The organism is Demequina sp. (genome assembly GCF_024642165.1).
GTDB lineage: Bacteria > Actinomycetota > Actinomycetes > Actinomycetales > Demequinaceae > Demequina.
On sequence record NZ_JAHEBP010000005.1, the window covers coordinates 29,268 to 40,920 of the forward strand.

Below are 11,653 nucleotides of genomic sequence, written 5' to 3' on the forward strand. Positions count from 1 at the left end.
GTGTAGGCGCCGATTTGGGGCCCGTCACCGGGGTGTCGGCCGCGAAACCGTGCGGAGTGTCGAAGCGGGAGCTGGAGGCGAGGTGGTGAGAGTGAGTGGACTTACTTGAAAACGATGGTGCGGTGCCCGTCCAGCAGCACGCGATGCTCCGCGTGCCAGCGCACGGCCCGGGCGAGGGCGCGACGCTCGACGTCCGCCCCGAGCGCAGTGAGCGACTCGGGCGTGGACGTGTGGTCGACCCGCTCGACGTCCTGCTCGATGATCGGCCCCTCGTCGAGGTCGCTCGTCACGTAGTGAGCGGTGGCGCCGATGAGCTTCACACCGCGGTCATGCGCCTGGAAGTAGGGGCGGGCCCCCTTGAAGCTGGGCAGGAACGAGTGGTGGATATTGATCGCCTTGCCGCGCAGCGCCTCGGACAGGCCGGGGGAGAGGATCTGCATGTACCGGGCGAGCACTACCAACTCGACGTCCAACTCCTCCACGAGCGCCAGCAGCCGGGCCTCCGCGTCTGGTTTGGTGTCCGCGGTCACCGGGATGTGGACGAAGCGCTTGCCGTAGAACTCCGCGAGGTCGCCGAGCGTGGGGTGGTTGCCCACGATCGCCACGATGTCGACCGGCAGGGTGTCCGCGCGCTCTCGGAACAGCAGGTCGTTCACGCAGTGCGCCGCCGTGGACACCATCACGACGGTGCGCATGCGACGCCCCGCGACGTCGACGCGCCAGGTCATCTCGAACTGCGTCCCCAATCGCGCGACGGCCGCGTCGAGCTCCTCGCGGGCGGCGGAGGTGGAGAACTCGACGCGCATGAAGAACAGCCCCGTGTCCGGGTCGCCGAACTGCTGGGACTCGGTGATGTTGCCACCGTGGTCCGCGAGCACGCCGGATACTGCGTGGACGATGCCGGGCCGGTCGGGGCAGGACAGGCTGAGGACCCAGGAGGACGCGTCGGTCATGAGGCCCAAGGCTACCGGCGCCGGGCCGGCGTGCCCGCTATCCGAAGTCGCGCGGATCGAACGAGCCGTAGACCCACTGGGTGAGGCGGTGGCGGTAGTAGACGCCGCGCTGCGGGTCCCCGGAGCCGTCCGTGGTGTTGCCCTCGACCGAGTACAGCACCGTGGGCCCCTGCACGTGGTCGACGAAGGCGGCGTGTGACGGGCTGCCGTCGGTCCACATGTAGATGACGATGTCGCCGGGCTCGAGGGGGTGGTTCGCGGGTCGCAGCACGCCCGACGCCCGCACCTTCCTCATGAAGTCCGTGAACGAGGTCGAGTACGGGGCGTCGCCCGCATGGCCGGACGCGGAGAGCGACCACGCGATGAAGACCTGGCACCAGACATCGCTGCCGCCGATCCAGGAGTTGTACTTGTTGCGCTGGTAGGAGGGCTCCTCGTATCCCACCTGCGACCACGCCGCGGCGAGGGTCTCGGTCTTGTCGGTACGGCCGTAGCCCACGTAGGCGCCGGGGCTCATCTTCGACGTGTTGGTGTAGACGGATCCGCCCGTGAACAGCTGCACGCAGCCGCCCTCCATGAGACCGCACTTGACGTCGCGGCGCGGCAGCCCCAGGTCCCCATTCCAGGCGTACAGCTCCAGGTACTTGTCGAGGAAATCCTGGTAGACGTACCAGGTCACGATGCGCGCGCCCGTGTCGACCTCGATCAGCATCCCCTTGTCGAACCTCTGGTAGCGCGCGGACTCGGCGCCGCTCGGGTAGCCCGCGGCGTCCACGGCCGCGCCCGGGATCGGCGTGATCGATGAGGTCGCGTCGCCCAGCAGCCACGCCAGCTCCGCGCGCCGCGTCTCGAGCGTGCGGTCACCCCACACGGTTCGGGCGGCCAGGCTCCGGGACGATGCGCGGTCGCCGTCCGACGGGACCGCCGTCACCTTGAAGTAGGTGGTCTGGTCGGGCCGCATGCGGTAGGTGAAGGTGCCGTCGGTGCGTGTGTAGACCCGCGCCAGGAAGGAGTACGAGCCGCTCGCGGACGTCTTCGAGTAGAGATTGAGCGCGGTGCGGCCGGGCGATCCGCCGTTGCGCGACACGTCGCCCGTGAGCCACAGCATCTCGCCCACGCGGAATTCGTTCTCGGACAGCGCCGCCTCGACGGCGTAGGACGCGCCGCCGGAGGTCGAGGGCGCGGACACCGACAGCGTGAAGGGGACCGAGGCCTGGTTCCATCCCGTGACCCGGTACGTGTGGGTCGACGATGCGGTCCACGAGACCTCCGCCACGCCGGACGCGTCGTAAGCGACGGGCACCGAGGACGTCTTCCAGGTGCTGCCGCTGAGATATTCGAGGGTTCCCGATCCGGGTTGGCCGTTGTTGTTCGTGGCGGTGAACGTGACGGCGGCGCCGGTCGTGGCGCTCGAGGGACCGGTGACCTTGATGACCACGCGAGGCACGTAGAGGCGGAAGTCCGCGGACGTCCGCCCGTCGTAGAGGAAGCGGTAGTACGCGGAGGTCGAGGCGTTCCAGCCGATGCTGGCCACACCGCCGGTCATCTCGCCGCGCAACGAGGACGTCCGCCAGGCGCCGCCCACCTTGTACTGGAGCCGCACGGTGCCCGTGGCCCCCGCATCGTCCACGTCCAGGCTTGCCGCGATCGGCGTGCCGTAGACGGCTTGTGCCGGCCCATCGACGGTCCACGACGAGGGGTCGTCGGAGGCGGCGCCCGCGGGCGCCATGGACGATGCGATCATGAGCGCCGCGAGCGCGAGCCCGAGCACGGATCGGGGGAGGGCACGTTGCGCCATCGGGCGTCTCCGTTCCGCGCACCTGGGGGAGCGCTGCCTGTGCCGGGGCCGGCGCCCGCGGGGGAGCAGGACGGCCGTGGCGTCTCGGTTGCCGCCGATACTAACCCGAGGCGAGCGCGACTCGCGGGGGCCTCGCCCGCGCGTGAGCAGGTCCTCAGGGGGTGCGGCGTGCCACGATAGGACCATGAGCGAGGGCGACCAGATCCGGATCGACGTGGTGACCACCAAGGACGCGGGCGAATTGCTGACGGTTCGCCGTGCGGCATTCGTCGCGGAGGCGCAGGTCTTCAACGACCCGAACATCCCCGCGCTGACCCAGACGCTCGAGGAGCTGATCGTCGACCTCGAGTCCGAGGACGTGGTGACGCTGGGCGCGTGGGAGGGTCACCGCCTCATCGGGTCCATCCGCGTGGGCATCGAGGATTCGAAGGCGACCATCGGGCGGCTCGCGGTCGCGCCGGACCAGCAGGGCAAGGGCATCGGCACCCAGCTGCTGTTCGCGGTGCTCGCCTTCCTGCCTGAGAACACCACCGAGGTGTGGGTGTTCACCGGCCAGAACTCCAAGCACAACATCTCGCTGTACAACAAGGCCGGCTACGAGCACCAGTTCGACCAGGTCGCCGGCGACCTCACGTACGCCTACCTGCGCAAGGTCCTCGAGGCGGGTGCGATCGTCGACGACGAGCCCGAGACCAACGCCGTGCGCGGAGACAACTGACGCTCCCGCGTTGCTAGACTGACCCCGCCGCAACTGGCGCAGTGGGTCACCCACAGGGAGCGGCAAGGAGACACTCGACTGCTGGTCGCACGCCTGGGCCACTGGTCACCGGATGCTAGGTGCCGGCGACCCGCCGGCGGACAGACAAGGACAGTCATGACGACCGACTCCAGCGCCACCGCAGCGGTGATGAACGCCACGCTGCAGGACTTCGACCCCGACATCGCCGCGGTCCTCGACCGCGAGCTCGACCGCCAGCGCACCTATCTCGAGATGATCGCGTCCGAGAACTTCGTGCCGCGCTCCGTGCTGCAGGCGCAGGGCTCCGTGCTCACCAACAAGTACGCCGAGGGCTACCCCGGGCGCCGCTACTACGGCGGCTGCGAGGAGGTGGACGTCGCGGAGAGCATCGCGATCGACCGCGCCAAGAGCCTGTTCGGTGCCGAGTACGCCAACGTGCAGCCCCACTCGGGCGCCACGGCCAACGCTGCGGTGCTCCACGCGCTCATCAGCGCCGGCGACAAGATCATGGGCCTGTCGCTCGCCCATGGCGGTCACCTCACCCACGGCATGAAGCTCAACTTCTCCGGCCGCCTCTACCAGGTGGCCGCGTACGGCCTCGACGAGCAGACCCACCGCATCGAGATGGAGCAGGTGCGCCAGCAGGCTCTGGCGGAGCGTCCCGACGTCATCATCGCCGGCTGGTCCGCCTACCCGCGTCACCTCGACTTCGCGGCGTTCCGCGCGATCGCCGACGAGGTGGGCGCCAGGCTCTGGACGGACATGGCTCACTTTGCGGGGCTCGTCGCCGCGGGGCTGCACCCCTCGCCGGTGCCGCACTCCGACGTGGTCTCCTCGACCATCCACAAGACGCTGGGCGGCCCGCGCTCCGGGCTCATCCTGGCGCGCGACACGGAGCTGGCCAAGAAGCTCAACTCCGCCGTGTTCCCCGGGCAGCAGGGCGGGCCGCTCATGCACGTCATCGCCGCCAAGGCGGTGGCGCTCAAGGCCGCCGCACAGCCCGAGTTCATCGAGCGAAACGAGCGCGTTCTCGAGGGGGCCCGCATCATCGCGGATCGCCTCATCGCCCCTGACGCGATCGAGGCCGGCGTGAACGTGGTCACCGGCGGCACCGAGGTGCACCTGGTGCTCGCGGACCTGCGCAACTCGCCGCTCGACGGTCAGCAGGCGGAGGATCTGCTCCACGAGGTGGGCATCACGGTCAACCGCAACGCGGTCCCGTTCGACCCTCGCCCGCCCATGGTCACGTCCGGGGTGCGCATCGGCACCGCGGCGCTCGCGAGCCGCGGCTTCGGCGCCGAGGAGTTCACCGAGGTCGCAGACGTCATCGCCACCGCGCTGAAGGGCGGCGCCGACATCGCCGCCCTGCGCGCACGCGTGAAGCGGCTCGCGGACGACTTCCCGCTGTACGACGGACTCGCGCAGTAGCCCATGGCTCAGAAGCTGGACGGCACGGCCACCGCGGCCGCCATCAAGGCCGAGCTCACGGGCAGGGTGACGGCGCTCCGCGAGCGGGGCGTGGTCCCCGGCCTGGGCACTCTCCTCGTGGGCGAGGACCCGGGCTCCACGTGGTACGTCAACGGCAAGCACGCGGATTGCGCGGAGGTGGGCATCTCCTCGATCCGCGAGGACCTGCCGGGGACGGCCACCCAGGAGGAGATCGAGGCCGCCGTGGCGCGCCTCAACGCGAACCCGGAATGCACGGGTTTCATCGTCCAGCTTCCGCTGCCGGCCGGGATCGACACCAACCGGGTGCTCGAGCTGGTCGACCCCGACAAGGACGCCGACGGCCTCCATCCCACCAACCTGGGTCGCCTGGTGCTGCGGGTGAGCGAGGACGTGGAGTCCCCGCTGCCGTGCACTCCCAAGGGGATCATCGAGCTCATCGAGCGCCACGGGGTGTCGCTGCGCGGCACCGAAGTGGTGGTGATCGGCCGCGGTACCACGGTGGGCCGCAGCATCGGCTTGCTGCTCACGCGCAAGGCCGTCAACGCCACGGTGACGCTGTGCCACACGGGCACCGCGGATCTCGCCTCCCACACGCGTGGGGCCGATGTGGTGGTGGCCGCGGCGGGCGTGCCCGGCATCGTGACGGCTGACATGGTGAAGGACGGCGTGGTGCTCATCGACGTGGGCGTCAGCCGGGTGACGGATCCCGAGACGGGCAAGTCGAAGGTCGCGGGCGACATCACGGCCGAGGCGCGCGAGAAGGCCTCGTGGTACTCGCCCAACCCCGGCGGCGTGGGGCCCATGACTCGCGCGATGCTGCTGGCGAACGTGGTCGAGAGCGCGGAGCGCGCGGCGGGCCTGCGATGAGGATCGCCTCCGTCAACGTCAACGGCGTGCGCGCCGCCCTCAAGAAGGGCATGCTCGGCTGGCTCGACGCCGTGGACGCCGACGTGGTGTGCCTGCAGGAGGTGCGCGCGCCGGAGGAGATCATTCCCGCGGCCTTCGACGGCTGGCATCACGTCCAGCAGGTCAGCGAGCAGAAGGGCCGCTCAGGGGTCGCGATTCTGGCGCGCCACGAGCTCGCCGACGTGGTGGTGGGTCTCGCCGCGGGCGGCGTGAGCCTCACCGAGGCCACCCACACGGGCCGCTGGGTGGAGGCGACCGTGCCGTCGCCCGCGGGCCCGGTGCGAGTGGTGTCGACCTACGTGCACTCGGGGACCGCCGGCACTCCGTCGATGGACGACAAGTACGCCTTCATGGATCTCATGACCGCGCGCATGGCGGAGTTGGCGGAGCAGTACGACCGCGTGGTGATCATGGGCGACGTCAACGTGGCCCACACCCACCGGGACATCAAGAACTGGAAGGGCAACCTGAAGTCCGCGGGCTTCCTGCCCGAGGAGCGCGCGTACCTCGACCGCTGGCTCGATTCCGGCTGGGTCGACACTCACCGCGCGCACGTGGGCGATCAGGACGGCCCCTACACGTGGTGGTCGATGCGCGGAAAGGCCTTCGACACCGATTCGGGTTGGCGCATCGACTATCAGTTCGCGACGCCCGCGCTGGCGTCGGCGGTGACCGCGGTGCGCGTGGACCGGCAGCCGTCGTGGGACTCCCGCTGGACCGACCACGCTCCCTTGGTGGTCGACTACGCGCTGTAGCGCGGGCGCCGCATCGGCCCGCCCGGGCCCGATGCGTCACACCAGCAGGAACTGGGGCCGCGCGAAGCCCTTCGCGAAGAGCATCGCGTCGACCTCGTCGGCGACAGCAGGCACCGCGGTGGAGCGCGCCAGTGCGACCGCGCAGCCGCCGAAGCCGGCTCCGGCCAGGCGCGCCCCGAGGGCGCCGGCGCCGAACGCGGTGTCGACCGCCAGGTCGAGCTCGGGCGTGCTCGCGTCGTAGTCGGCGCGCAGCGACCGGTGCGACTCGAGCATCAGCGTGCCGATCTCGGAGAAGCGATCGTGCGCAGGGCCCAGCCCGCCCAGGGCGGCGATCGTCTCCCGCACACGCTCGTCCTCGGTGACGATGTGGTGCGCGCGGCGTCGCAGGGTGTCGTCGGCGAGCGACGCGACGCGCGCCAGCGCGTCGCCCGACGTGGCGAGATCACGGAGCGACGGCACGCCGAGCGCCGCGGCCGCCTGCGCGGAGTCGCGGCTGCGCCGCGCATAGGCCTCGGCCCAGTCCGGCCTGCGGGAGCCAGTGTCGATCACCAGGAGGCGCAGCCCATAATCGCCAAAGTACCAGGGGTAATGAGTCACGGTCGGGGGCGCGGTGGCAAAGTCGAGCAGCGCGGCCCCGCCCTCGCGGCAGCGCAGCACGGCATGGCTGTCGAGGCGTCCGCCGGGGAAGCCCACGAAGGCGGATTCCGCCTCCCAGCCGGCCTCGGCCAGCTCGATCGTGCCCTCCTCGTTATCGAGCGCGAGGCCCCAGGCCGCCTCACAGGCCAGGCCCACCGCGGCGATGACGGAGGCGGCGCTGCCCAGGCCGGCGCGGGACGGCAGGCAGGAATCGATGGCGATGTCGAGCCCCGTCGCGGGGTAGCCGCGCTCGGTGAGGGCCCAGACGATGCCGGCGGGCCGTGACGGCCAGCCCTGGTCCCCGGGCTCGAGGGAGCTGAGCGTTCCCTCCCACCGGCGACCCGGTCCGCGCAGTGCGTCCCCCTGGGCGTTCACCACCCGGATGGCCTCGTCGTCGCGCCTGCGAGCGGCGACGAAGGTGCGGTGCGCCGTCACCGTGGCGAGGGCCAGCCCGCGGCTGTAGTCCGTGTGGTCGCCGATCACGGTGATGCGCCCCGGAGCCGAGACCACCGTGCCCGGCTCGCCGCCGAACTCCTGAGCGAACAGCGATCGGGCGCGGTCGGAGCCCTCATCGAGGCTCCATGGCTGGAGCCAGCGAGGCGTGTCTTCCGTGGCAGGCCCGGTCACTCTCGCCATTGTGCCAGCAACGCAGTCTCAGGGACGGGACCGGCGTGACATCATGGCAGGAACGAGTCGAGGAGGTCCTCATGCCCCGCAAGCCCGCAGCGTCGAAGCCGGAGCCCACGCCGGAGGGCGCGGCCGCGTCCTCCGCCGAGCCCGCTGCCGCCGAGCCCGCCGCCCCTACCGAGCCCGTCCCCACTCAGGAGTCGCCGGCCGTCGCGTCCGCGCCCGTTCAGGCGGCAGCGCCCGCCGCGCTCCCGCCATCGTTCCTCGACCGCGTGCGCGCCAACCGCATGGGCCCGCTCACCGCGGGCCTCGCCGTCGCCCTCCTGGTGGCGCTGCTGCTGGCCGTCCTGGTACCCGAGCGGCCCAACCTCTACGCCTACTCGGTGCTCGCGCTGCTGCTCACCGCTGCCGTGGGCTTCACCGTCCGCTACCTGACGCGGTCCCGCGGCCTGTGGAGCCAGGGGACGGCGTTCGTGGCCACCGCGATCGGCATCCACGTCATGTCGATCACGGGCACGCTCGACGGCGTGGGTGGCGGCGCCGCGGCGGGGCTGCTGTCCCAGATCGGGCTCTCGGGCCCGGGGTTCGATGACGCTCTGCTGGGCGCCCTTGCGACGCCCGCGGTCTCGACGGGCGGAGTGCTGTGCGGCCTGGTCGCCGCGATCATCGTGGGCTGGGGCAAGCGCGAGCCCCACGCCGACCACCACTGACCCCGGCGGCAGCGCCTAACGCTTGACCGGCGTGACGCCCAGCGACCGGCCCGCGAGTCCCCGCTGGCGGGCCGTCAGCGTACGCGCGATCGCTCGCAGCGCCGTCGCGGCGGGGGAGTCGGGGTCGGAGATCACCACGGGGGTGCCCGCGTCGCCCGCCTCGCGGGTGGCGATGTCGAGCGGGATCTGGCCCAGCACCGGCACCTCAGTGCCGAGGGTGCGGGACAGCCGGCGCGCCACGGTGGCGCCGCCGCCCTCGCCGAACAGGTGCAGGCGGGAGCCGTCGGCCTGCTCGAGCCAGGCCATGTTCTCGATGACGCCCACCACGGACTGCGAGGTCTGGGTGGCGATCGCCCCCGCGCGCTCGGCCACGCCGGCGGCCGCCGCCTGAGGCGTCGTGACCACCACCAGCTCGGCGTGCGGCAGCAGCTGCGCCACGGAGATCGCGATGTCGCCGGTGCCCGGCGGGAGGTCGAGCAGCAGCACGTCGAGGTCGCCCCAGAACACGTCCGCGAGGAACTGCTCGATGGCGCGGTGCAGCATGGGGCCGCGCCACACCACCGGTTGGCCCTCCGGCACGAACATGCCGATGGACACGGCCTTCACCTCGTGCGCGATCGGCGGCAGCAGCATGTCGTCGATGCGGGTGGGCTGCCCTTCGACCCCCAGCATCCCGGGGATCGAGAAGCCGAAGATGTCCGCGTCGAGCACCCCCACCTTGAGGCCGTCGGCGGCCATGGCGGCGGCGAGGTTGGCCGTCACGGTCGACTTGCCCACGCCGCCCTTGCCGGAGGCGACCGCGTAGACGCGCGTCAAGTTGCCGGGCTGGGTGAAGGGGATGACCGGCTCGGGCTTTCCCCCGCGCAGCTGCGAGCGCAGGTCCAGGCGCTGCTCCTCGGACATCACGCCCAGCTCGATCCGCACGTCGGACACGCCCGCGACGGCGCGCGCGGCGGACTCCACATCGGAGGTGATCCGCTCGCGCATCGGGCAGCCCTGCGTGGTCAGGTCGATCCCGATCACCGCGAGGCCACCGTCCGCCACCTCCACCGAGCGGACCATGCCGATCTCGGTGATGGGGCGACGGATCTCGGGGTCGATGACCGTGGCGAGGGCGTCGCGGATGAGTTCGGCGGTAGGCATGGCGTCCATCGTAGGCGCTGCGAGGGGGCCGCCGGAGCCGCCCGGTCACGGTCCGGGGGAGGACGATGCGGTGGCTACTTGGTGCGCCGCGCGGGCTTGCGCGCCGATTCGTCGGCGGCGGGCTCGCCGTCCTCGCTGCGCAGCTCCTCGAGCAGCGCGCGAAGCTCGGAGCGGACGAAGTCGCGGGTGGCGGTCTCGTTGATGGCCTGACGCAGCGCGGCCACCTCGCGTGCCAGGTACTCCGTGTCCGCAAGGGACCGTGCCGCCTGCTGCCGGTCCTGCTCGGCCGCCACACGATCGCGGTCGTCCTGACGATTCTGGGCGAGCAGGATCAGGGGCGCGGCGTAGGACGCCTGCAGGGACAGCATGAGGGTGAGCAGGGTGTAGCCGAACTCGGCGGAGTCGAACCGCAGCTGCTCCGGCGCCCAGGTGTTCCACGCCAGCCACACCATGACGAAGACCGTGAGGTAGACCAGGAATCGCGGCGTGCCCAGGAAGCGTGCGATGCCCTCGGAGACCACGCCCACGCGGTCGGGGTCCGTGCGGCGACGGAACGGGGTGCGCTCCGCACCCTTCGGCCGGTCCAGACGTCGCTCAGCCACGGGCACCTCCGGCGGCGGGCTCCTGCGCCTCCTCGTCCTCGTCCATGTGCTCGCGCCAATCGCTGGGGAGCAGGTGGTCGAGCACGTCGTCGATCGAGATCGCTCCCACCAGCCGGTGCTCGTCGCTGACGACCGGCAGCGCCAGGATGTCGTAGGCGGCCATGCGCCGCGCGACGGTCGACAGGTGGTCGCCGGGGTGCAGCGGCGAGATCGCCGGGTCCACGAAGGATCCGATCGCGTCGTGGGGGGGCTCGCGCAGCAGGCGCTGGAGGTGGACCACGCCGATGTATCGGCCCGTGGGCGTCTCCAGCGGCGGCCGCACCACGAACACCATGGAGGCGAGCGCGGGCGGCAGCTCGTTCTTGCGCACCAGCGCGAGGCAGGTCGCCACCGTGGTCTCGGGGCCCACGATCACGGGCTCGGTGGTCATCAGGCCGCCCGCGGAGTCGTCCTCGTAGCCCAGCAGCTGCTCGACGTTGCGCGCGTCCTCGGGCTCCATGAGCTCGAGCAGCGCCGCGGCCTGCGGCGCGGGCAGGTCGCCCAGCAGGTCGGCGGCGTCGTCGGGATCCATCGCCTCGAGGACGTCGGCGGCGCGCTCCGTCTGGAGCGTCGACAGGAGGACGATCTGATCCTCCTCGGGCATCTCCTCGAGCACGTCCGCGAGGCGTTCGTCGTCCAGCGCCGCGGCGATCTCCGCCGAACGCGACGGGGACATTTCCAGGAGCGCAGCCGCGAGGTCCGCGGGCTTGTGACCCTCGAACGCCTCGATCACCATCGACGCGCCCTGATTCTTGTCGCGCTGCGACAGCCCGGTCACCTGATCGACGCCCACCACGAGGCTCTCGCCTCGCCGGGAGATGCCCAGCACTCCCTTGCGGCGCTCGGCCCGGCGGACGTAGAGCTTGGTGATGCGCCACGTCCTGGTGCGGTCCTGCTCGATCGCGATGTCCTCGATGAGCGCCGTCGAGCGATCCTCTTTCAGCGTGACGGAGCGCTCGAACAGCTCGGCGATCGCGAGGGACTCGCCGGGGCGTGCCTTGAAGCGGCGCAGGTTGACCACTCCCGTGCAGATGACCTGTCCCGGGTTGATGGCGGTGACGCGCGTGAGCGGCATGAACACGCGGCGCCGGCCCGGCACCTCGACCACGAGACCCACGGCCTGCGGGGCCTGCCCGCCGGTGCGTCGGACCACCACGACGACGTCGCGGACGCGCCCCACCGCGTCGCCGATGGGGTCGAAGACGGGGGTGCCCGCGAGGCGCGCGACGTAGACGCGGTCGACTCCGGTGCTCATGCGCACAGCCTAGTCCCGGGGTGCCGGAACTCCCGGGATGC

Annotated in this window: 11 protein-coding genes and 1 riboswitch; of the genes, 5 read left to right on the top strand and 6 right to left on the bottom strand. The window is 71.4% G+C overall.

From position 1 onward, the window contains the following. Window positions 1–101: 101 nt before the first annotated feature. Window positions 102–953, bottom strand: a complete 852-nt coding sequence (purU, locus tag Q0L54_RS01105) for a formyltetrahydrofolate deformylase (protein ID WP_296664718.1) — start codon at window positions 951–953, stop codon at window positions 102–104. Window positions 954–990: 37 nt separating this feature from the next. Continuing rightward, on the bottom strand, window positions 991–2,751 hold the full coding sequence (locus tag Q0L54_RS01110; RefSeq protein WP_296664720.1) for a hypothetical protein: 1,761 nt from the start codon (window positions 2,749–2,751) through the stop codon (window positions 991–993). 184 nt (window positions 2,752–2,935) lie between these two features. Here Q0L54_RS01110 and Q0L54_RS01115 point away from each other — a divergent pair, with 184 nt between their 5' ends. The 4 genes from Q0L54_RS01115 to Q0L54_RS01130 all read left to right on the top strand — a co-directional run bounded on the left by Q0L54_RS01115 (window position 2,936) and on the right by Q0L54_RS01130 (window position 6,600). Continuing rightward, the gene (locus tag Q0L54_RS01115; RefSeq protein ID WP_296664722.1) at window positions 2,936–3,469 is read left to right on the top strand and encodes a GNAT family N-acetyltransferase; all 534 of its coding nucleotides are present in this window, start codon (window positions 2,936–2,938) and stop codon (window positions 3,467–3,469) included. Between the two features lie 19 nt (window positions 3,470–3,488). Beyond that, window positions 3,489–3,575: riboswitch (ZMP/ZTP riboswitch) on the top strand. A 50-nt stretch (window positions 3,576–3,625) separates the two neighbouring features. Next, the gene (gene glyA, locus Q0L54_RS01120) at window positions 3,626–4,918 is read left to right on the top strand and encodes a serine hydroxymethyltransferase (RefSeq protein WP_296664724.1); all 1,293 of its coding nucleotides are present in this window, start codon (window positions 3,626–3,628) and stop codon (window positions 4,916–4,918) included. A 3-nt stretch (window positions 4,919–4,921) separates the two neighbouring features. Further along, window positions 4,922–5,806, top strand: coding sequence for a bifunctional methylenetetrahydrofolate dehydrogenase/methenyltetrahydrofolate cyclohydrolase (locus Q0L54_RS01125; protein WP_296664725.1), 885 nt, complete (start codon window positions 4,922–4,924; stop codon window positions 5,804–5,806). Next, window positions 5,803–6,600, top strand: a complete 798-nt coding sequence (locus tag Q0L54_RS01130; RefSeq protein WP_296664727.1) for an exodeoxyribonuclease III — start codon at window positions 5,803–5,805, stop codon at window positions 6,598–6,600. The genes Q0L54_RS01125 and Q0L54_RS01130 overlap by 4 nt, the downstream gene beginning before the upstream one ends. Before the next feature lie 36 nt (window positions 6,601–6,636). Here Q0L54_RS01130 and Q0L54_RS01135 read toward each other — a convergent pair whose 3' ends face one another. Next, window positions 6,637–7,863, bottom strand: coding sequence for a galactokinase family protein (locus tag Q0L54_RS01135; protein ID WP_296664729.1), 1,227 nt, complete (start codon window positions 7,861–7,863; stop codon window positions 6,637–6,639). A gap of 80 nt (window positions 7,864–7,943) precedes the next feature. Here Q0L54_RS01135 and Q0L54_RS01140 point away from each other — a divergent pair, with 80 nt between their 5' ends. Next, window positions 7,944–8,573, top strand: a complete 630-nt coding sequence (locus Q0L54_RS01140; protein ID WP_296664731.1) for a hypothetical protein — start codon at window positions 7,944–7,946, stop codon at window positions 8,571–8,573. A 15-nt stretch (window positions 8,574–8,588) separates the two neighbouring features. Here Q0L54_RS01140 and Q0L54_RS01145 read toward each other — a convergent pair whose 3' ends face one another. From Q0L54_RS01145 to Q0L54_RS01155, 3 genes are all read right to left on the bottom strand, one after another. Beyond that, window positions 8,589–9,716, bottom strand: a complete 1,128-nt coding sequence (locus Q0L54_RS01145; RefSeq protein ID WP_296664733.1) for a P-loop NTPase — start codon at window positions 9,714–9,716, stop codon at window positions 8,589–8,591. A gap of 74 nt (window positions 9,717–9,790) precedes the next feature. Then, entirely contained in the window at window positions 9,791–10,318 is a 528-nt protein-coding gene (locus tag Q0L54_RS01150; RefSeq protein ID WP_296664735.1) for a DUF1003 domain-containing protein, read from the bottom strand. Further along, on the bottom strand, window positions 10,311–11,612 hold the full coding sequence (locus tag Q0L54_RS01155; RefSeq protein WP_296664737.1) for a CBS domain-containing protein: 1,302 nt from the start codon (window positions 11,610–11,612) through the stop codon (window positions 10,311–10,313). Before Q0L54_RS01155 ends, Q0L54_RS01150 begins: the two co-directional genes overlap by 8 nt. Window positions 11,613–11,653 lie beyond the last annotated feature (41 nt).

Excerpts from the sequence above, each read along its gene's own strand:
- purU (WP_296664718.1), bottom strand. The coding sequence starts at position 953 with ATGACCGACGCGTCCTCCTGGGTCCTCAGCCTGTCCTGCCCCGACCGG.
- Q0L54_RS01110 (WP_296664720.1), bottom strand. The coding sequence starts at position 2,751 with ATGGCGCAACGTGCCCTCCCCCGATCCGTGCTCGGGCTCGCGCTCGCG.
- Q0L54_RS01115 (WP_296664722.1), top strand. The coding sequence starts at position 2,936 with ATGAGCGAGGGCGACCAGATCCGGATCGACGTGGTGACCACCAAGGAC.
- glyA (WP_296664724.1), top strand. The coding sequence starts at position 3,626 with ATGACGACCGACTCCAGCGCCACCGCAGCGGTGATGAACGCCACGCTG.
- Q0L54_RS01125 (WP_296664725.1), top strand. The coding sequence starts at position 4,922 with ATGGCTCAGAAGCTGGACGGCACGGCCACCGCGGCCGCCATCAAGGCC.
- Q0L54_RS01130 (WP_296664727.1), top strand. The coding sequence starts at position 5,803 with ATGAGGATCGCCTCCGTCAACGTCAACGGCGTGCGCGCCGCCCTCAAG.
- Q0L54_RS01140 (WP_296664731.1), top strand. The coding sequence starts at position 7,944 with ATGCCCCGCAAGCCCGCAGCGTCGAAGCCGGAGCCCACGCCGGAGGGC.
- Q0L54_RS01145 (WP_296664733.1), bottom strand. The coding sequence starts at position 9,716 with ATGCCTACCGCCGAACTCATCCGCGACGCCCTCGCCACGGTCATCGAC.
- Q0L54_RS01155 (WP_296664737.1), bottom strand. The coding sequence starts at position 11,612 with ATGAGCACCGGAGTCGACCGCGTCTACGTCGCGCGCCTCGCGGGCACC.